This is a genomic window from Chitinophaga sp., assembly GCF_036569185.1.
Lineage (GTDB): Bacteria > Bacteroidota > Bacteroidia > Chitinophagales > Chitinophagaceae > Chitinophaga.
In genome coordinates this window covers 1-20955 of sequence record NZ_DATCRD010000048.1, presented here as the reverse complement: position 1 = coordinate 20955, position 20955 = coordinate 1, and the positions used below count along the sequence as shown (strand labels likewise).

The window sequence follows — 20955 nt, the reverse complement described above, 5'->3', positions numbered from 1 at the left end:
GGTGTAACCGCTGCGCATACCCAGTACGTTGTTCATTTCCCGGTCGAACGGCAGCGAGAAATTGAACACCCCTCTTTTGATATTTACCTGGTTGGCTACCTGGAAGTATTGCTTGTTGTTATAATCATCTGTAGTTTGTGTGGGCAATGCGTTAAAGGTCATTCGCTCCAGTGCATCCATATACAATGGATCGCCGGTAATACCTATAATTTCCTCCAGTGAAAACATGGCTTCCACCACCGCGCATAATTCCGTTCCCTGCGTAGGGGCGTTACCGTGAAGGTCTTCATCTGCAGAGAAAATGCCCATAGGCAACCCGTGCAGGTTCATCAGGTCGGTGAAACCGGTATGCAGATCCTTTAAGTATTCTTTGTTGCCGGTACGTTGGTAATTCATTACCGGGTCTTTCAGGCCCATGCCTACGTTCACACCATGACGGCGCATCCAGTGCTGATCGTTCTGTTGTGCAGCGGCGTCTATTACCCAGCTGCGGTTGCCCAGCCAACTGCTCCAGGTAAAAGCCTGCGATTGCAGCAGGGTAGCCAGCTCCAGCAGTTTTTTATCTTTACTGATACTATACAGCCATTGTGCCACCATCACGTTTTCGGCGCCCCTGGAGGTAGCCCATTCTGTCCATTTACCAAGCGGGCAGGTTTTTAACACCTCCAGCTGATAATGAAAATACCGCGTCATAAAAGGTAAAACACGGGTATCATTTGTGGCCGTATAATATTGTTGCAGTACTTTCAGCATTACCATCTTTGGCCACCAGTCGTCGCCATCCGCGGCATTGCTAACGCCAATGGCTATATTTTTTTCCCGTTCCGTTTTGGTAACAGGACCAAAATAACCGGAGGGGCGCTGGTGATCCAGGGTCCAGTTGATATAACGCAGTACTTTATTTTTTAAGGCAGCGTCGTTGAGCAGGTAGGCCAGCGGCACAGCGCCATCCAGCCAGTAGGGCGTTTCTTCCCATCCGTCGCCTTTCCCGCCGAGCCAGCCGTTATCGTTCTTCACTTTGCCGTATACTTCATCGAGGTGGCCGCTGGTGCCGTTGCGCATGATCTGCAGTTGATGCAACAGCCATCCCTGCGGCTTTACAGCGCCCAGTGGCAATGTTCTATACACCGGCGCTACAAAAGTATCGGCCCTGGCGCCCGGCAGATGCGCGGCATCTGCCGGGATAAGACCAGCAAAAAAAGCAGAAAGCATCAATAAGCCAAACAACTTTCGCTTTTTCATCATTATGGTTTTATAGTTACCAGAGCCGGGTTATATAATTTCTGATGAATCACTTTCAGTTTTTCTACGGGCATCTTCTGTACTTTCCGGTCGTAGGTCATCAGGCCGTTTGTTTCCACTTCCACATCGGTGGTTTGTGTGTAAACAGCAGCAGACAATCCCTGCTTAATAAGCGTTTCCAGGCGGTCGGTAAAACCGCTGTACCGTTTAAACAGGTCTTCTTCATTTTTGAAGCTCTGGTAGCCCCAGTTATCTTTCTGTTGCCATACATGCCCGTTCACCGGTAAACCAAGCCCTCCGAACTCACCCAGCACAATAGCGCGCTTATCGCCATATACAGCCGGATCCGGCATTGCAGGCTCGGGATAATTATGCAGGTCGATGATATGTCCTACGGGGTAGAAATTACCACCGCTGGCGGTATTCACGAGGCGCGACGGATCTTTCTTCATGGTCCATTCTGCAATTTCCACAGTTTTGAATTGCCCCCATGCTTCGTTGAATGGCGTCCATACTACAATAGAAGGATAGTTGTATAGTTCGTCGATGATGGTATTCCATTCCTTACGGTAGTAGCCTTCTGACTCAGCAGAGCGTTTCTGGTCGGAACCGCGGCCAATAATGCCGGGGCGTGGCTCCCAACCATTACCCAGATCGCCGCTTGGCATATCCTGCCATACCAGCATGCCCAGCTGATCGCAGTAATAATACCAGCGTGCAGGTTCTACTTTAATATGCTTCCTGATCATATTAAAGCCCATGGCTTTAGTTTGTACAATATCAAATTTCAGGGCTTCATCTGTAGGCGCGGTATACAAGCCGTCGGGCCACCAGCCCTGGTCCAGCGGGCCATACTGGAACACGAATTTGTTATTCAGCAGCATGCGCTGTACTCCATTGGCGTCTTTACCAATAGAAGATTTACGCATGGCAAAATAGCTTTTCACTTCGTCTATCACCTTACCTTTACGTGTAACCGTGAGGGTGAGGTTATAGAGGAAAGGATTTTCGGGCGACCATAATTTGGGCGATGTTATTTTCAATACAGCATTCTCTCCGCTGATCACGCTTTCGGCTACTTTGGTACCTCCATCGTAAGCAGTTACTTTCACTTCATCGCCTGCTTTTGCATTTTCCACGTTAGCCGCTACGGTGAGCGTTTGCTGGTCTATATCAGGCGTTTGTTTGGTAGATGCGATATAGGTATCTGCCACGGCTTCTACCCATACTGTTTGCCAGATGCCGGTTACCGGTGTATACCAGATCCCTTCCGGACGTTTTACCTGCTTACCTCTTGGCTGATCGCCATCATCGGTGGGGTCCCATACTTTTACCACGATCTCCTGTTTTCCTTTTTTCACCAGGGAAGTGATATCAAAAGTAAAAGGATCGAAGCCGCCTTCATGGCTGCCTGCTTCCTTACCATTTACGTATACGGTAGTGCGCCAGTCAGAAGCGCCAAAATGCAGTAATATTCTTTTTCCCTGCATGCCGGAAGGCAGCACCAGTGTAGTATTGTACCATAGCGTGCTGTCTTTTCCAACAGTACGGCCTACACCCGACAGTGCTGATTCAACTGCAAAGGGCACCAGTATTTTTCCATCCCAGGTGGCAGGTTGATTCTCCTCTTTTGCTTTGATGGCATAATTCCACAAACCATTCAGGTTTTTCCAGTTGCCCCGAACCAGCTGCGGGCGCGGGTATTCCGGTAAAGTAGCTGCCGGTGATACCTTTTCGCTCCAGGTAGAAGCGATCTTTCCTCCTACCATTTTCCAATCCTGTTGTTGCGCTATTGCTGTACTGCTCCCCAATCCAAATGCCAGTGCAAAAAATAGGTACTTCTTTTTCATATATTTTCTTAAAGTGATTTTATTCTCCTGAAGGATCTTTGATCCATGTATTTATTTTCACCGGATCGCCGAAAAACGGGGTGCCATCGGCGTTCCAGCTGATCTTCTGAATGCGTGGGTTGCGCTGGTTGCCACAACCCTGGTTTGCTTTTGAATTGGCGTGATAAATGATCCAGTCTTCTTTTCCGTCGGGCGATTTAAAGAACCCGTTATGCCCGGGTGCATAGGCGCCGTTTTCGGGTTTGCTTTTCAGTACAGGATCCGGCGATTTAGTCCAGCTTTGCGGAAGCATAGGATCGGCGCCGGGCTTTAGCTTCATGATACCGAGGATATAGTTTTCCGTCCAGCAGCCGCAGGCGGAGAAAACAAGGAACACCTCCCCTTTTTTATTCAGCAGGATTTCCGGGCCTTCATTGATGCCATTTTGTTCCCACGGGTATTGCGGTGCGGCTATCTCCACTTTTTCAGCGGCCAGCGTCCAGGGATCTTTCATAGGGGCGATGTAAAGCCGTTGTACCACGTCTTTTCCATTATGCCCGCTCCAGATGAAATAGTTGCGGCCTTTATATGGAAAAACGGTACCATCTATGGCAAAATGTTCCGGGTGGATGGGGTCTGCTATCTGCCCTTTATCGGTCCAGTTACCGGTAGTTGGATCATCGGCGGTATTTTCCAATACGAAGGTGTGCTGCGGATGAATGCTATCAGACGATCCGGCGGTATAGTATACATACCATTTCCCGTTAAGACGATGCAGTTCAGGCGCCCAGATGTCCCTTGCATTCGGGCCTTTGGCCGGCGGCCTCCAGATCACTTTTTCGGACGACTGAGCCAGGGCCGACATATTTTTTGTTTTTCTCATCACCAGGCTATGGCCATTGGTGTGCATATAATAATATGCGCCGTTGTGCCTTACTACCCAGGGATCAGGGCCGGAGGCCAGTAAAGGATTCTTGAACATGCCGGTGGTATCCGCAGTTGTTGCGCGGCATAATCCACTGATGAACAGACAAAATATCAATGAAAGTAGTTGGCTACCTTTCATAACATGGATTTAGAGATGGCTTATTTAAGCGTACATTTCACGCTTCTCAAAGAAAGACTATCCACCTGATACTTGTTTGCCCATTTATCTCAATTTTTCTCGCTTTTGTATCATTTTGGCTTTTGGCCGGACAGTGGTGGGTTTTAGCGGAAAAACCATTAGTTTTAGGGTTTCCACTAAACGAACACATGCCAAAGGTCCGCTATTATATCCTGTTCATCCTGCTGCTGGCAAGCGAAGCGCTGTGCGGGCAGTCGCCCGGCTTTGTGCATTACCAGGTAGAGAACGGTTTGTCGCACAACGCTGTTATCTGCACTTTACAGGATAAGCAGGGCTTTATGTGGTTTGGCACATTGTACGGCTTAAACCGGTTCGATGGCTACACTTTCCGCGTATTCCGGCGAACAGATCAGCCGGGAAGTATTGGCGGCAACTATGTGCTGTGCCTGTTCCAGGACGATGATGGGATGTTATATGTGGGATCTGATAAAGGCGTGTTTGTGTATAACCCGAGTAATGAGCAGTTCCATGAACTCGACGGGAAATTGCGGGGGGAAGTACGCTCTATTACAAAAGACCGGCAGGGAAATATCTGGATTGTAGCGGCAGGGCGCCCGTTCCGCTACAGGCCTGCTACCGGCCGCTTAACAGAAGTGCCCGGTTTTACCGGCGCTACCTCCGTTTGCGTAGATGGCACAGGCCGTGTATGGCTGGCCTCCGGTGGAGGAAATATGGGCATCTACAATTACAATACAAATAATTTCACCATCTATTCCTTGTTTGCACATTCCGGCAAACCAAATTCCTATGCCATCCAGAAAATAGTACCTATGGGGAGTGATACTGTATGGGTATGCACAGCAGGGCAGGGCCTGAAATTATTTAATGCACGGACACGCACCTACGAAGATTTCTTTACCAGGGATACCACGGGAATAGAATTGTATGTAAGGGATATCATCCGGCACAACAGTGACGAATACTGGATCGCCACGGAGTCCGGTATTTACATCTATCATATTAAAACCGCTAAGGTCATCAACCTGAAAAAAAATTATGATGATCCTTATTCTGTTTCTGATAATGCCATCTATAATATTTATAAAGATAAGGAAGGCGGCATATGGGTAGGTACTTACTTTGGCGGCGCCAATTACTTTCCCCAGCCTTATACCTATTTTGAAAAAATGTTTCCGAAAACCGGCTCTTCCTCTCTCAGTGGCAATGCTGTGAGGGAAATCCATCCTGATAAATACGGTCATTTATGGATAGGTACGGAAGACGGAGGGTTGAACAAATTCACGCCGGCAGATGGCAGCTTTTCGGCTATTAAGCCTTTGGCCAAACATGCTCCCGGGTTATCGCATACCAATTTGCATGGGCTGATGGTTTCGGGAGATTCGCTCTGGATAGGCACTTTCGAGCATGGACTGGATATCATGGATATTCCCAGCGGGAAATTTATCCGTCATTATGCACCGGGCGATGGTCCGCACCAGCTGCACAGCGGTTTTATTTACAGTATGCTGCGCACAAAAGATGATCATGTACTTGTTTGCACTACCTGGGGATTATATGAGTATACCCATGACCGTGATGAATTTAATGTAGTGAGAGAAGTACCTCATCATATTTTCTATACCGCTGTTTTTGAAGATAGTGAAGGCACCATATGGTTAGGCACGGTACGGGACGGGCTTTATTGTTATAACCGCCGTACGGGAAAAAAAGGGCTTTACCTGCACAATGCCAGCGATAGTACCAGCCTGAGCAACAACAGGGTGAACAGGATCTTCGAAGACGGTAAACACCGTTTGTGGCTGGCCACAGACGATGGGCTTTGCTTATACAACCGGCAGCGGGACAACTTTACTACGTACAGCACACGTCATGGTTTCCAGAGCAATATGATGTTCTGCATCCTGGAAGACCAGAACGACCGCCTGTGGGTAACTACTTCCAAAGGGCTGGCCTGCTTTACGCCGGCTACAGAAAACGCAGTGGTATACACCAAAGCCAGCGGGTTATTAAATGACCAGTTTAATTATAATTCCGCGTACAAAGACAGCTGCGGCAATATGTATTTCGGCAGCGTAAAAGGATTGATCCGTTTTAACCCCGAATCGTTTGTGCGTAACAGTTACCTTCCACCGGTTTATATCACCGGCTTCCAGGTGTATAACAAAGAAGCGGCAGTGGGCGATATCCTGGAGAAATCCATCTTCCTTACAGATAGCATCGTATTATCGCATGATCAGTCCACGTTTAGTATCAACTTTGCCGCACTGAGTTATACTTCGCCTGAAATGACGGCTTATGCCTATAAGATGGAAGGGCTTGACCGTGACTGGACCTATCTTGAAAGCAACCGCAAAACTTTTTTCACAAAGTTGTCGCCCGGCACTTACCGGTTTATGGTAAAGGCAGCTGCCAGCGGCGGCAGCTGGAGCATTACGCCGCGTGTGCTTACCATTACCATCCTGCCGCCCTTCTGGGCCAGCTATTGGGCGTATACAGCGTATGTGATCCTGCTGGTAAGCCTCGTGTATCTTATTATCCGCTGGTATCACCTGCGTGCGCAGCAAAAACAAAAAAGACAACTGGAGTTGCTGGAACATAAAAAGGAAAAAGAGTTATACCAGGCCAAGATTGAATTCTTTACCCATCTTGCGCATGAGATCCGTACACCGCTTACCTTGATCAAAGGTCCCATGGAAAAGGTGATCCGGAAGGCGGATGAAGTGCCGCTGATCCGGAAAAACCTGCGCATCATGGAACGTAATACCGACCGGTTGCTGGAGCTTACCAGCCAGCTGCTCGACTTCCGCAAAACGGAGATCAATGGTTTCAGCCTGAATTTTGTACGTACAGATATTTCTGAGCTGTTGAAAGAAAACCATCTGCGGTTTACACCGGCTGCAGAGCAGCAGGATATCCGGTTTAAAATTGAATTATCCAACCTGCATTTTTTTGCTTATGTAGATAGCGAAGCATTAAACAAAATTTTGGGCAACCTGATCAACAATGCTATCAGGTATGCCGCCACCAGGGCCTCCATACACCTGTTGCCCGTTGAGGAGAATGATGCCACTTTTACCATACTCGTAAAGAATGATGGTTATATAATTCCTGCGGAGATGAAAGAAAAAATATTTGAGCCATTCTTCCGGGCGAAGGCCACCGCAGATAAATCGGGTACCGGCATAGGGCTTTCCTTATCAAGATCTTTAACCTTGCTGCATAAGGGCACCCTGGAGCTGCTACCTACCGATGGTACACTAAATGTTTTTTCACTTACTTTGCCTGTTCACCAGGAAATAGAATTTAACCTGAGCAAATGGAAAGCAAACCACTGATACTGTTAGTTGATGATAATGAAGAAATACTTTCTTTCATTGCAGACGACCTGGAAGATAAATACAAAGTGATCACTGCACGCGACGGGCAGGCCGCCCTGCTTTTATTACAGGAGCAACCCGTACAACTGGTGATCAGTGATGTAATGATGCCGGTAATGGATGGTTTTGAGCTTTGCCGCATTATTAAATCGGATTTTGTATCCAGTCATATTCCGGTGATCCTCCTTACTGCCCGCAATACCATGCAATCAAAAATAGAGGGACTGGAACTGGGCGCTGATGCTTACATTGAAAAGCCCTTCTCGCCTGAATTCCTGCAGGCGCAGATTGCGAGCCTGCTTACTAACCGTCATAAAATAAAATCCTATTATGCCAGCACACCGCTGGTGCATTTACGCAGCATGGCGTATACCAGTGCCGATGAACAATTCCTGGAAAAGCTGAACGACCTGATTAACCAGCACCTGAATAATATTGATCTTGATGTGGAACAGCTGGCGGACTTTATGAACATGAGCCGCCCTACTTTTTACCGTAAAATAAAAGCGATCTCCGATCTTACGCCACATGAGCTGATCAACATTGCACGGCTGAAGAAAGCAGCATCCCTGTTATCCACAGGATCTTACAAGATCAACGAAGTAGCGGAGCTTTGCGGCTTTGCGTCCCTCACTAATTTTGGAAAGAATTTCCAGAAGCAATTTGGCATTTTGCCATCGAGGTATGTAGCGCAGATCCAGGCGGAAAAAGAACGGTAAGTCGCTCCCGCCGCTTTTTTCCCTTTCCCTCTTCCCAAACTTAATGTTGCTTCCCCGCAGGAAAAACAATATATTAGCAATAATTCAAAGATCCGGAAACTGGCACCTGACACATATGTGTGCTGATTTTTCAGCGCCATAAAGGTACATCACACGAAACATTAAACCGATTCAAACTGTATGCATCTACCATCATTGATCATTGACCTGGCTTTAATATTAGGAGCGGCGGGAGTTATTACATTACTGTTTAAACGGCTGAAGCAGCCGATGGTACTGGGGTATATCATCGCGGGGTTTATAGTGGGCCCCAATTTTAAATTATTTCCCACTATCGGCGATGCGGAAGGCATAAAAACCTGGTCCGAGATCGGCGTTATTTTCCTCTTATTTTCGCTGGGCCTGGAATTTAGTTTCAAAAAGCTGATGCGGGTGGGAGGCACCGCCACCATTACCGCATTTGTAGAAATAGCGCTTATTACCGTAGCCGGTTATTTCACTGGTCAGCTGATGGGATGGGGCTTTATGGACAGCCTGTTCCTCGGCGGTTTGCTCGCCAGTTCCTCCACTACCATCATTATCCGTGCATTTGATGAATTGGGCGTCAAGAAAAAATCGTTTACCAAAATTGTATTCGGCGTCCTGGTAATAGAAGACATCGTAGTGATCCTCATGATGGTGTTACTGTCTACCATGGCGGTAAGCCGTAAGTTTGAAGGCACGGAGATGTTGTTTACCATAGCCAAACTGATGTTCTTCCTGGCGGTATGGTTCCTGGCGGGGATTTTCCTGCTGCCTACCGCGCTCAAAAAAATAGAGCGTTACATGAATGGAGAAACCCTGCTGATACTGAGTATAGCGCTCTGTTTGGGAATGGTGATCCTGGCCACTAAAGTGGGTTTTTCTGCCGAACTGGGCGCCTTTATCATGGGCTCCATTATAGCGGAAACCACCTCTTCAGAAAAAGTGGAGCATCTCATTCAACCGGTGAAAGATCTTTTTGGCGCTATCTTTTTTGTATCTGTAGGGATGCTCATTAATCCTGAAATGATCATCGAATACCGCTGGCCGGTATTGTGGATAACACTGTTAACGATTACCGGCAAGTTTTTCAGTACCGCGCTTGGCGCGCTCCTATCCGGCCAGCCGCTGAAACAGGCCGTACAGGTGGGTATGAGCATGGCGCAGGTGGGTGAATTTGCGTTTATTATTGCTACGCTGGGTCTTTCCCTGGGTGTAACCAGCGAGTTCCTGTTTCCCGTAGCAGTAGGGGTTTCGGCCATCACTACTTTTACTACGCCTTACATGATCAAATTTTCCGTGCCGTTTTATAACTGGCTGGAGAAGATCATTCCCACCCGCTGGATGAATGCCCTGAACCGGTATAGCGCCAGTTCGCAAACCTTGCAGGCGGAAAGCGATTGGCGTATTGTATTGCGTAGCTATGTGAAAGTGATTGTACTTAATGCGGTGATTATGCTGGCCATCATCCTGCTGAATACGTATTATATAGGTCCGTTTGTTATAAAATATGTGAAGAACCTGTTCCTTGCTGAGCTGTTGAGTGTGATCATCGGCATAGCCATGATGTCGCCGTTTATCTGGGCGCTGATGGTGCAGAAGATCTCCAGCAACTCTTATAAAGCATTGTGGCTCGACTCCAAATACAACCACGGCCCATTAGTGGTGGTGGAAGTAGTGCGCAACGTGGTAGCGGTGCTGCTGGTAGGGTTCCTGGTAAACCAGTACTTTCCTTTCTGGCAGGCATTGCTGGGCACCGGTTTTATACTGGCCTGTGTGCTGATAGTACTGCGCTCACAATTGCAGAAATATTACAACCGTATAGAAAGCCGTTTCCTTACCAACCTGAATGCCCGTGAAACCGCCGATGCCGCCAATCATAAAGCCACTGCGGCCGACCTGTTGCCATGGGATGCGCAGGTATCCGAAATTGAAATAGACCCATGGTCTACCCTGGTAGACCGCCCGCTGATAGACCTGCAGTTGCGTGAAAAATACGGCATCAATGTGGGGGCCATCAAAAGAGGGAATGTAACCATCTACGCCCCTACCCGCGATGAAAAGCTCTTCCCGCATGATATTCTTACCGCTATTGGTACGGAGGCGCAGCTGGAAGAATTCAACCGTGTTGTAAACACACTGAATGTAGAACGGAGTGATGATGTGGCAGATGAAAATATTGGTCTTACCAGCATCGTGGTAGATGAGCATAATGGGCTCAAAGGCCAAACCATCCGTGGTTCCGGCATCCGGGAAAAAACGCAGGCGCTGGTAGTAGGTATTGCCCGTGGCGGTGAGCGGATCCTCAACCCTGCTTCCGAAACGGAGTTCGAATGGGAAGATGTGGTGTGGCTGGTGGGCAACCGCAAAAAGATACTGGAGTTCTCCCGCGGGAAATAGCGGATGTTGTCTGACTCAGGATTATGATGATTACGCTGATTACACTGATTTTTTTGATTTGATCATCCGGGATTTTAAGCGATTAGCGGAGATATAAGGGATTCCTTAAAATAATTAAGGTAGATAAAAATAAAACGGATATGCTTTATTTTTATCTACCTTAATTATTTAAGCAAATATTATCAGGTTATCAAATCTACATTGATCAATCGTTTATAAACTAATATCCGCTTACGTTTCCGCTAATCACTTAAAATCCCGGATGATCAAATCAAAAAAATCAGTGTAATCAGTGTAATCAGCGTTCCAAGACAAAGGCCGAAGGCGATCTCCTACGCTTTTTCAAGAAACCCCCGCAGCACATACTGCAAAATACCACCATGGCGGTAGTATTCGATCTCTATCAAAGAATTCAGTTTTGATTTTACTTTAAAGATAACAGGCTCCCCTTCCGCCGGGATAGCCGTTACCGTTAGTACCTCGTTGGGAACAAGGCCATTGGCAATACCGCTGATGGTATATGATTCCGTTCCCGTTAGATTTAATGTGTTGGCGTTCTCACCTTCCATATACTGGAGCGGAAGCACGCCCATACCCACCAGGTTGCTGCGATGAATACGCTCATAACTTTCTGCGATCACCGCTTTTACGCCAAGCAGGTTGGTGCCCTTCGCGGCCCAGTCGCGGGAGGAACCGCTGCCATACTCCTTCCCCGCCAATATAATGAGCGGTACCTTCTTGGCAGCGTATTGCTGGGCTGCATCATAAATAGGTAATACCATGCCGGATGGAATGATGGTGGTAAAGCCGCCTTCCTTCGGCGACAACTCATTTTTAATACGCACATTGGCAAAGGTACCACGGATCATTACTTCATGATTTCCCCTGCGGGAGCCATAGGAGTTAAACAACCGCGGATCTATGCCATGGTCCAGCAGGTATTTGCCGGCAGGGGTATCCGGTTTAAATGAGCCTGCGGGGGAAATATGATCGGTAGTCACCGAGTCGCCCAGTTTCAGTAAAACGCGGGCATTCTTTACATCTTCCACCGGAGGCGGAAATTCAGACAACCCTTTAAAGAAGGGCGCTTCCCGGATGTAGGTAGAATCGTTGCTCCAGTGATAGTTATTGCCTGAGGGGGCCAGTAAGCCACGCCATTGATCGTCGCCGTCAAATATCACTTTGTAGGTATTTTCAAAATCTTCCTGCTTTACGGCACCCGCTACCGCATCATTGATCTCCTGCTGTGTAGGCCATATATCCCGGAGGTACACCGGTTCCCCGTTAGGATCATAACCCAGCGGGGCGGTGAGCATATCCACATCTATGCGGCCGGCAATAGCGTAGGCCACCACCAGCAATGGGGAAGCAAGGAAGTTCATTTTTACCTGCGGATGTACCCTTGCTTCAAAGTTACGGTTGCCCGATAACACAGATGCTACCACTAGGTTGCCTTTATCTACCGCTTCAGCTACAGCTGGCGGTAGGGGACCACTGTTACCAATACACGAAGTACAGCCATATCCCACAATATGAAACCGCAGCGCCTCCAGTTCAGAAAGTAAACCAGAACGTTTGAGGTATTCCGTTACTACCCTTGAGCCGGGCGCGAGACTTGTTTTCACCCAGGGCTTCACATACAAACCCCGGCTGATCGCTTTTTTTGCCACAAGCCCGGCGCCTATCATTACGCTGGGGTTAGAGGTGTTGGTACAGCTGGTAATAGCGGCAATGGTAATAGCGCCATCGCTCAGTACATATTCTTCGTTCTTCAGTTTAATGCGTACAGATTTAAGATAATCGAGTTCCACGGCTACTTCTTCCACATGCTTTTGTATTTCGTAGGTAAAGGAAGTGCCGGAACCTCCTTCCGACAGCCAGGCCGTGTCGCGGCGTTTTCCTTCAGGCGTATACATGCGCTTGAATTCCTTACTGAGCAGGGTTTCAAATTCGTTGTGCAGGTCGCGCACCAGGATACGGTCCTGCGGCCGCTTGGGCCCTGCCACGGCAGATTGTACCTGCGACAGGTCCAGTTCAAGAATATCTGTATAGGTGATTTGTTCGCTGCCATGCCGCCAAAGCATATTTTCTTTGCAATAGGTTTCCACCCGTGCAATATCTTCTTTGGAGCGGTTGGTGCGATGCATGTATTGCAACGTTTGTGTGTCTATAGGGAAATAGGTAACGGTACATCCGAATTCAGGCGACATATTGGAAATAGTAGCACGATCCGGTACAGAAAGAAAATCCAGTCCGTCGCCAAACACTTCCACAAATTTATCCACCACGCCGTATTTACGCAGCAGCTGGGTGATAGCAAGCACCATATCTGTGGCGGTAACGCCTTCCGTAAGCTGCCCCGTGAGGCGCAGCCCGATCACCTGCGGGCAGGTAAAATAAATTGGCTGTCCTAAGATGGCTGCTTCTGCCTCAATACCACCAACACCCCAGCCGAGCACACCGATACCATTCACCATAGGCGTATGCGAGTCGGTACCCACCAGCGTATCAGGAAACAGCCAGCCATCGCGGTTAATAACGCCTTTGGCGAGGTACTCAAGATTCACCTGGTGACAAATACCCATGCCGGGAGGCACTACCGTAAAATTATCGAAAGCCTGCTGCGCCCATTTCAGCAGCTGGTATCGTTCTTTATTACGCTCATATTCATAGGCCACATTTTTTGTATAGGAGTAATCTGTTCCAAAAAAATCTACCTGCACGGAGTGATCCACTACCAGGTCTACCGGGATAGCCGGGTTGATTTTAGCGCCATCTTTCCCTTTACGGATCACTTCCGCGCGAATGGAAGCAATGTCCACTACCGCAGCTACACCGGTAAAATCCTGCATCAGCACGCGGGCCGGTTTGAAAGGTATTTCCTTATCCGTTCCCGCCGGATCCCAGTTCACAAGCGTTTCCAGGTGCTCATCAGTAATAGCGAAGTTGTCGTGGTTCCGCAATACATTTTCCAGTAAGATCCTGATCGAGAAAGGCAACCGGGAGATTTTTCTTCCGTCCTGTTCCAGTTTGCTGAGAGATGCGATACGTGGCTGCATAAGCTAAGTTGTTGACATTTTAGTGAAACAATGATGCTACCATTTTGTTTATTAAATATACCTTATTATGAACCGTTTATGCGCGGTTCATATTAAAATAACCCTGCTATTTCCCTGCACTACACTATATTAGCTTTATACAAATACACCTCAAAATGACCCAGAAACTGAAAGTACCCTCCACGTCCCGCCTGGTGCTGGAAGCAGCCATGCAATTGTATACATCGCCCTTGCAGCAGCAATATATAGCAGCGATAGATTTCAGTGAAACGAGCCGTTTCTTTTATGAGCTGAAGCGGCAGTATCCATTTATTACAGAAATGATCTGCCTGCGCAAACAGAGTATCCGCAGGATGCTGCGGGAGCGCCTGCTGGCATTCCCGGGGCAACAGGTGATCATTCCCGGTGCGGGATTGGATCCGCTTTCCTTATATCTCCTGGAAAATTATCCGCAACAGATCAGCAGGATCATAGAAGCAGACAATGGATATATTGAGGAAAAACAACGGATTTATGAAGATATGATGCCTGCCGGGTCGTTGGTAAATTTTATTAAATGCGATGTAACGGATACCGCATTGCTATGGGGTAAACTGCTGGAAAGCGGCTACCAGGAAGATGTTCCGGCCACCATTGTTTTTGAGGGCGTTATTCACTATATCAGCAACGATGCCTTCCTGCAGTTAATGCAATTATTTAAAACAAAGCAGCGGCATAACCTGGTGCTGATGGATTATTCCTTATCCGAAGAAGAAGTACCACAGGGATTTCTACCTTCCCACCTCGCAATAATGAAGGTGTTGGAAGAATATATCGGCAGACCGCTGAATGTGAACAGCCGGGCAGATATGGCCGGCCTGTTGCTACGGCTGGATGGGGAATTGGAAACGGTGGAACCATTGTCTGAAACCGAAAGGCTGCTCAACGGGAGCGCCCGTTTGTTTCATGCGCCCGGCGAAGGTATTATGGAAATGTTAGGTTTCCGGATTTAGACATTTGCCCACCAGTGCTCCTGGGGGTAATGTGCGCCTACCGTTACCGGCTCTCCTATGCGGGGAGTGGTTACCAGCAGGCCTCTTTGCGCGCCGGCGGCAGTAGCTCTTTCGGGGGAATCGTTCCAGGCATGCATCGCCAGCACAAACTTGCCCCAGTGCACCGGCAACAGGGCTTTTGCCTGCAGGTCTATAGCCGCCTGTACAGTTTCTTCCGGTTTCATATGGATGAAAGGCCAGTAATCGTTGTATTGTCCGCATTCCAGGATCACCAGGTCAAATGGGCCAAATTTATCGCCAATGGCTTTAAAATGCGTGTCGTACCCGGAGTCTCCCCCGATAAAAATCTTATAGCCGAAAATTTCCAGTACAAAAGAAGACCAGAGGCTGCCGCCTCTTTTAAACCCGCGACCGGAAAAATGCCGTGCAGGCGTAGCCGTTAGAACGATCTCCGGAGCTATTTCACGGGTTTCCCACCAGTCCATTTCCGTAATGTTATTGCCTGTTGCCAGGCAATGCCGCAGGTCGCGGCCCACGCCTAACCCGGTATATATTTGTTTGGTGCGGGATTTTAATTCCGCCAGTGTTTTTTTATCGAGATGATCATAGTGATTATGGGTGATGACCATCAGGTCTATTTCCGGCATATCTGCAGGCGTATAGGCGTCTGCACCGGGAAATGCCTTTACCATAAACGACATGGGAGATGCGCTGCCGCTGAACACGGGATCTACCAGTATATTAAATCCTTTTACATGGATGAGATAGGAGGAATGGCCGAACCAGATAACCACCGGCTTTTCCGAATACAGTGCCCTGAGATCAGTATGCACAGTGGGCATCGGCCCCGGCGGCCTTGTGTTTGCCGGGCGCCGCAACATTTTACGGAGCATGGTGAAATAGGTCACATTCTCCGGCTTCATAGGCGTAAGAGAGAGATTCTGGAACGCGCCGTTCCGGAAGTTCTGCGATTGTTGTATTCTTTCTTCTATAGAAGATAATTTCCGCTGCATGTATTAAAGTTAAGAAGCTTTTATACGAAGACGGACAGCGCAGCATAATATTTTACCGGGCATAAAAAAAGGCCCGCCCCAAAAGGGCAGACCCGTATTTCAACCGTTATGTCAGTAGGTTAAGATCTTGCCAGCAGGCGTTTTCCCCTTGCCATCAGTCGCAGCAGGCGGGTATTGCCATAAAAAGCGGAATGATATTTTGAAGTGGCCATGCGGCGTTCGCCGTAAGTTCTCAGTACCGCATCGGCGGTAACAATGCCATTTAATTTCTTTTCCGGGTCCATTACCGCCAGGATATCCGGTGGGTAACTATTAAAGAGCTCTGTTACCAGGTTGATGTCATCGGCAGGATATACATAGGGCGCAGACGGTTCCAGGCGCTCACGGAGCAGTGCAGTACCTGCGGCCGATAATTGCTGCCTGTTAATGTATCCTTTGAAATGCCCGTCGGTGTCCGTTACCGGCAGGAAGCGGTAGTTATAGGCGGCATGGCTTTGCAGCAGCTGGTAAGCCTGTGCCAGGGTAAAGTTTTCCTGCAGCGTTACTACCGGCTTAATGGCGACTGCCGCCACGTTGATCAGCTGCATCATATCCGGCGTATATTCTTCCGGGGTAGCCACGCCTCTGCGGCGGATCTTTTCGGTCATGATGCTGCCTTTCATCAGGAAGAACGACACAAAATAAGCGGCTGTGCAGGCGCCGATAAGCGGCAGGAGGCCATGCGTTTGCCCCGTGGTTTCCAGCGAAAACACGATGGCGGTGAGCAGTGCGCGGGAGGCGCCGGCAAACATGGCGGCCATACCTATAAGGGCAGCCGTAGCGATATTGATACCGCTGCCGGGAAATACCCGGATCACCGCTACTCCCAGCAATGCCCCAAAAGCGCCGCCGATAGTGAAGAGGGGCGCCAGCGTTCCGCCGGAGGTACCGCTACCCAGGGAAATCACCCAGGAAGAATATTTAAGCACGCATAACGATACCAGCAAGGCCATTGGTGCTGCGCCCGTAAGCAATATTTTAATATTATCATAGCCAACGCCCATGGTATGCGGGGCAAAGTAACCGATCACACCCACTGCAATAGCGCCCAGCGCCGGCCACCACATCCAGTGGATGGGCAGTTTCTCGAACAGGTCTTCCACGAAATAAACGGACTTCGACACGTAAGCGGCTACCACGCCTACTATGGCGCCCATCAATACATAGGTGACCAGGGCCATATCCGTAACGGCGGGAATATCAGGCATGGCAAAAACCGGGTTGCTGTCGAACAACAGGATATGCATACCTGCGCCGGTGATACAGCCAATGGCTACGGGTATCACCGAACGGGGGGAGAATTCAAACAACAGCAGCTCAATGGCCAGCAGGATAGCCGCCAGCGGGCTGCCGAATATAGCCGCCATACCCGCGCAGGCGCCTGCTGCCAGCAATACTTTTCTTTCTGAGGAAGAGATATGGATCACCTGCCCGGTGAAAGAGCCGATGGCGCCACCTGTGGCGATAATAGGGCCTTCCGCACCAAAAGGGCCGCCCGTACCGATAGAGATAGCAGCTGAAATAGGTTTTAGTAATGTTATTACAGGCGGGATCTTGCTTTCGTTGTCTATAATGTTTTCCATGGCCTCGGGGATACCGTGGCCACGGATCGCCTTGCTGCCGAAACGGGCCATCACGCCTACCAGCAGGCTACCGATGACAGGAACTGCAATAACCAGCATGCCCAGCTGGTTGCCTGCGGGGCCTGCTTCTTCAAATGAAAACTTACCGTAAAACGAGAGGTTGGTAATAAGACTGATGAGCAACACCAGTGCTTTTGCCACCAGGCCGATGGCCAATGCGTTGATACATGCCTGTAGGCTAAGATAAAATACTCTCCTCGACATGTTCCCGGCAAACTTTTGCTCTTTTTTATGATTCATACTATATGAAATGACAATAAATTATTTATTTCAATTGCAAAATTATGATCTAAATCATATTAAAACCTATTTTTTCTTTCCAAAACCCAAAAAAACACTAGTATTGCAATCATGAAAAAAGCCGGGAACTGCGATTTAAACACGTGTTTTTTATGCCAGTATAGTATTCCAGAATGGATTGCGGCGGTATCGGATCACAGGCAGCATCTTTCTTTTAAGAAAAATGAAACCATTTTCCAGGAAGGCAGCCCGGTGAAAGGGATCTTTTTTTTGTACCACGGGAAAGTGAAGGTGCATAAACAATGGGGGCCGGATAAGGAGCTCATCGTCCGTTTTGCGCAACGGGGCGATATCCTGGGGCATCGTGGCCTGGGTAGCGGGGAGCGGCTGTACACAGTTTCAGCTACCGCGGTGGAAGACACCACGGTATGTTATACGGAACTGGCGTTTTTTGAGGCATCGCTGAAAGTAAATCCCAGCCTGTCGCTAAAGCTGATGCAATTTTATGCAGATGAGTTGCAGGAAGCGGAAAGGAAAATGCGGAACCTGGTACATATGGATGTGAAAAGCAGGCTGGCAGATGCTTTACTGGAATTAAGCCGCTTGCATAAAGCGCTTCATTTCACCATCAGCCGGCAGGATCTCGCCTCTTTTTCAGGCACTACCTATGAAACGGTCTACCGCAATTTACAGGAGTTTATTGCAGAAAAACTGATTGCCGTGGAAGGCCGGGCCATCACTATATTAAGTGAGAAAAAGCTGCGCAAATATATCGCCTGATGTTTAACTGATTTCTGTGAGATGTAATAGTTTACTTTCATTCAGGATCGTGATACTTTTCCCTGAAACAGCCACCAGTCTTTCTTCTATCAATTCATTCAATACCCGGAAAGTAGTTTCATACGTGGCGCCAATATAAGAGGCAAGATCCTGTTTGCTGAGCGCCAGGTCAATAAAACCATCTTTGTTGAAGCCAAACTTTTGTTGCAGCAGCAGCAACGCATTGGCCATACGGCCTTTAACAGACATATGCGCCAGGTTGCGCATCTGCTTTTCGGAGGTTTGCAGCTCCTGTGCGTAGAACAGCATTAGTTCGTACAGCAGGTCATGATTGATTTTGAGAGATGCCTGGAAAAAATCCATCTCTATAAAGCAAACCTTTACAGGTTCCAGCGCAGTGGCGGATATGGGATAAAAATGTTCAGTACCGCCTATGCCCCTATGGCCAACGATATCGCCTTTTTGTGCAAAACGGACGATGAGCTCCTTGTCCGGCCCCCAGTGTTTATGCACTTTCATGCGGCCTTCATAGATAAAATAAATCCCTTCCACCTTATCGCCTTCTTTAAACAGGGTTTCTCCTTTGTTCAGGATAAAATTTTTGCGGTGTAATGTTGTTGCAGGCGCCCATTCTTTCAGGGATAGCCGGCAAAGGAGACAGGTTTTACCGTCACAGCCCTGTTTGTCTTTCTTCATGTATGATATTACTGTTTTGTAATTGTTGCAATGTTTCATTGGCCAGCAGGGATTGCAGCTTTACAACCTCCCCTACCACTATAATAGCCGGGTTGCCCATGCCGGCTGCCTGGGCGCGCCATACAATATCCCTTACAGTACCGGTTACCATTTTCTGCCGTGGCGTAGTGCCGTCCTGGATAATAGCTACCGGTGTATCTGCTTTGCCGTGTGCCTGGAAGATGTCCATGATACCCTCCAGTTTACTCATTGCCATCAGGATCACTACAGTGGCAGTGGATTGTGCCGCCAGTGCTATATCTTTTGAGATATCGCCGGATTGTGTGGTGCCGGTGGTTACCCAGAATCCTTCGGCTATCCCCCTGCAGGTAAGCGGTATCATTTGTGACGCGGGTACGGCTACCGCACTGGAGATACCAGGTATCACCTCTACCCTGATCCCATGCTTCCGGGCAGTTTCGATTTCCTCTACCGCCCTGCCAAACACAAAGGGATCTCCACCTTTAAGTCTTACAACATGGCCGTGGGCCAATGCCATTTCCACGATCAGGTGGTTAATTTCCTGTTGCGACAGCGCATGACAACCATATCTTTTGCCAACGAACTTAATGATCGCTCCCGGCGCGGCGTAGGTCAGCAGCGATTCGTTCACCAAAGCATCATATAATATAACGCTGGCCTGCCGGATGGTGTTGATCGCTTTCAGTGTGATCATTTCAGGATCTCCGGGCCCTGCTCCTACTAAAGATAAAGATGGATATAATGCCTGCATACATATTGTATTTAAAATTATGTGATGATTTAACATATAACGCTATATAAAATTAAAACAAAAACGCTTAATTTTATAATCAACATCATACACCTCACTAAAAAATCATCTCAAAAGCAAGAAATAATATTATATTAAATATTTTATAATATAATTCAAGTTTTCTGATCCTTAAATATAGTCGAATGAAAATAGTAGTTATAGGAAACGGTATGGTGGGCTACAAATTTTGTGAGAAGATCCTTTCCAAATCTGCCAACACCCCGATAGAACTGGTTGTATTTGGGGAAGAACCCCGCCCCGCTTATGATCGCGTACATCTTACTTCCTGGTTTGACGGCAAAACAGCCGACGATCTGCTGCTGGCTACCGCCGACTGGTACCTGGAGCAGGGAATACGGCTGCACCTGGGCGACCCGGTATTACAGATTGACCGCACTCATAAAATGGTACAGTCCTACAAAGGCGTTGTGGAAAACTACGACTACCTGGTAATTGCCACCGGCTCTGCCGCCTTTGTACCACCGGTACCAGGTATGGATAAAAAAGGTGTATTCATATACCGCACTATAGAGGACCTGGAAATGATGAAAGCCTATGCGCCCAACGCCCGCAGCGGCGCCGTAATAGGCGGTGGCCTGTTGGGACTGGAGGCCGCTAAAGCCCTCCTTGACCTCGGTATCAGTAACACGCATGTAGTGGAGTTCTCTTCCCGCCTTATGCCCCGGCAGATAGATGAACAGGGTTCCGCCATCCTGCAGAACAAACTGGCTGGCCTGGGATTGAAAGTGCTTACGGGCAAAAACACCCGTGAAGTATTGGGCGACGAAGCGATCACCGGTTTACAGTTCTCCGATGATACCATCCTGGAAACGGATATCCTGGTAGTATCCGCCGGTATTAAGCCCCGCGACGAACTGGCCCGTGCAGCGGGACTCAACGTTGGTCCACGCGGCGGCATCGTGATAAACGAACAAATGCAGACAAGCGACTCCTTTATATATTCCATCGGCGAGTGCGCACTCTACAACAACATGATCTATGGC

The 20955-nt window shown here is 48.4% G+C and carries 14 protein-coding genes; 6 read left to right on the top strand and 8 right to left on the bottom strand.

What is annotated here, in order from left to right:
• The 3 genes from VIM72_RS03615 to VIM72_RS03605 form a co-directional block, all read right to left on the bottom strand.
• Nucleotides 1–1242 (bottom strand): beta-L-arabinofuranosidase domain-containing protein (locus tag VIM72_RS03615; protein WP_332001506.1); only part of this gene is annotated, 1242 nt, incomplete at its 3' end.
• Between the two features lie 2 nt (nt 1243–1244).
• Nucleotides 1245–3092, bottom strand: coding sequence for a glycoside hydrolase family 2 protein (locus VIM72_RS03610; RefSeq protein WP_332001505.1), 1848 nt, complete (start codon nt 3090–3092; stop codon nt 1245–1247).
• Nucleotides 3093–3111: 19 nt separating this feature from the next.
• Nucleotides 3112–4137, bottom strand: coding sequence for a glycoside hydrolase family 43 protein (locus tag VIM72_RS03605; protein WP_332001504.1), 1026 nt, complete (start codon nt 4135–4137; stop codon nt 3112–3114).
• A 188-nt stretch (nt 4138–4325) separates the two neighbouring features.
• On the opposite strand from VIM72_RS03605, the gene VIM72_RS03600 reads away from it, so the two are divergent.
• The 3 genes from VIM72_RS03600 to VIM72_RS03590 all read left to right on the top strand — a co-directional run bounded on the left by VIM72_RS03600 (nt 4326) and on the right by VIM72_RS03590 (nt 10675).
• On the top strand, nt 4326–7493 hold the full coding sequence (locus VIM72_RS03600) for a ligand-binding sensor domain-containing protein (RefSeq protein ID WP_332001503.1): 3168 nt from the start codon (nt 4326–4328) through the stop codon (nt 7491–7493).
• Complete coding sequence (locus VIM72_RS03595; RefSeq protein WP_332001502.1) at nt 7475–8254, top strand: response regulator transcription factor; 780 nt, start codon at nt 7475–7477, stop codon at nt 8252–8254. Before VIM72_RS03600 ends, VIM72_RS03595 begins: the two co-directional genes overlap by 19 nt.
• Nucleotides 8255–8434: 180 nt before the next feature.
• On the top strand, nt 8435–10675 hold the full coding sequence (locus tag VIM72_RS03590; RefSeq protein WP_332001501.1) for a cation:proton antiporter: 2241 nt from the start codon (nt 8435–8437) through the stop codon (nt 10673–10675).
• A gap of 332 nt (nt 10676–11007) precedes the next feature.
• Here the strand turns inward: VIM72_RS03590 and acnA are convergent, their stop codons facing one another.
• Nucleotides 11008–13734, bottom strand: a complete 2727-nt coding sequence (gene acnA / locus VIM72_RS03585; RefSeq protein WP_332001500.1) for an aconitate hydratase AcnA — start codon at nt 13732–13734, stop codon at nt 11008–11010.
• 155 nt (nt 13735–13889) lie between these two features.
• On the opposite strand from acnA, the gene VIM72_RS03580 reads away from it, so the two are divergent.
• On the top strand, nt 13890–14726 hold the full coding sequence (locus tag VIM72_RS03580; RefSeq protein ID WP_332001499.1) for a class I SAM-dependent methyltransferase: 837 nt from the start codon (nt 13890–13892) through the stop codon (nt 14724–14726).
• Here the strand turns inward: VIM72_RS03580 and VIM72_RS03575 are convergent.
• Both VIM72_RS03575 and VIM72_RS03570 read right to left on the bottom strand, forming a co-directional pair.
• Complete coding sequence (locus tag VIM72_RS03575; protein WP_332001498.1) at nt 14723–15739, bottom strand: MBL fold metallo-hydrolase; 1017 nt, start codon at nt 15737–15739, stop codon at nt 14723–14725. The genes VIM72_RS03580 and VIM72_RS03575 overlap by 4 nt on opposite strands.
• A 119-nt stretch (nt 15740–15858) precedes the next feature.
• Nucleotides 15859–17661, bottom strand: coding sequence for a chloride channel protein (locus VIM72_RS03570; protein WP_332001497.1), 1803 nt, complete (start codon nt 17659–17661; stop codon nt 15859–15861).
• A 111-nt stretch (nt 17662–17772) separates the two neighbouring features.
• Here VIM72_RS03570 and VIM72_RS03565 point away from each other — a divergent pair, with 111 nt between their 5' ends.
• Entirely contained in the window at nt 17773–18441 is a 669-nt protein-coding gene (locus VIM72_RS03565; RefSeq protein WP_332001496.1) for a Crp/Fnr family transcriptional regulator, read from the top strand.
• Nucleotides 18442–18444: 3 nt separating this feature from the next.
• Here the strand turns inward: VIM72_RS03565 and VIM72_RS03560 are convergent, their stop codons facing one another.
• Nucleotides 18445–19137: a Crp/Fnr family transcriptional regulator gene (locus VIM72_RS03560; RefSeq protein ID WP_332001495.1), complete on the bottom strand. Its 693-nt coding sequence runs from the start codon at nt 19135–19137 to the stop codon at nt 18445–18447.
• Entirely contained in the window at nt 19112–19909 is a 798-nt protein-coding gene (cobA, locus tag VIM72_RS03555) for a uroporphyrinogen-III C-methyltransferase (RefSeq protein ID WP_332001494.1), read from the bottom strand. Before cobA ends, VIM72_RS03560 begins: the two co-directional genes overlap by 26 nt.
• Before the next feature lie 185 nt (nt 19910–20094).
• On the opposite strand from cobA, the gene VIM72_RS03550 reads away from it, so the two are divergent.
• Nucleotides 20095–20955, top strand: an 861-nt coding sequence (locus VIM72_RS03550) for an NAD(P)/FAD-dependent oxidoreductase (protein ID WP_332001493.1), incomplete at its 3' end; no start/stop codon positions are given.

Coding starts and splice junctions, on each gene's coding strand:
- VIM72_RS03610 (WP_332001505.1), bottom strand. CDS start 3,092: ATGAAAAAGAAGTACCTATTTTTTGCACTGGCATTTGGATTGGGGAGC.
- VIM72_RS03605 (WP_332001504.1), bottom strand. CDS start 4,137: ATGAAAGGTAGCCAACTACTTTCATTGATATTTTGTCTGTTCATCAGT.
- VIM72_RS03600 (WP_332001503.1), top strand. CDS start 4,326: ATGCCAAAGGTCCGCTATTATATCCTGTTCATCCTGCTGCTGGCAAGC.
- VIM72_RS03595 (WP_332001502.1), top strand. CDS start 7,475: ATGGAAAGCAAACCACTGATACTGTTAGTTGATGATAATGAAGAAATA.
- VIM72_RS03590 (WP_332001501.1), top strand. CDS start 8,435: ATGCATCTACCATCATTGATCATTGACCTGGCTTTAATATTAGGAGCG.
- acnA (WP_332001500.1), bottom strand. CDS start 13,734: ATGCAGCCACGTATCGCATCTCTCAGCAAACTGGAACAGGACGGAAGA.
- VIM72_RS03580 (WP_332001499.1), top strand. CDS start 13,890: ATGACCCAGAAACTGAAAGTACCCTCCACGTCCCGCCTGGTGCTGGAA.
- VIM72_RS03575 (WP_332001498.1), bottom strand. CDS start 15,739: ATGCAGCGGAAATTATCTTCTATAGAAGAAAGAATACAACAATCGCAG.
- VIM72_RS03570 (WP_332001497.1), bottom strand. CDS start 17,661: ATGAATCATAAAAAAGAGCAAAAGTTTGCCGGGAACATGTCGAGGAGA.
- VIM72_RS03565 (WP_332001496.1), top strand. CDS start 17,773: ATGAAAAAAGCCGGGAACTGCGATTTAAACACGTGTTTTTTATGCCAG.
- VIM72_RS03560 (WP_332001495.1), bottom strand. CDS start 19,137: ATGAAGAAAGACAAACAGGGCTGTGACGGTAAAACCTGTCTCCTTTGC.
- cobA (WP_332001494.1), bottom strand. CDS start 19,909: ATGCAGGCATTATATCCATCTTTATCTTTAGTAGGAGCAGGGCCCGGA.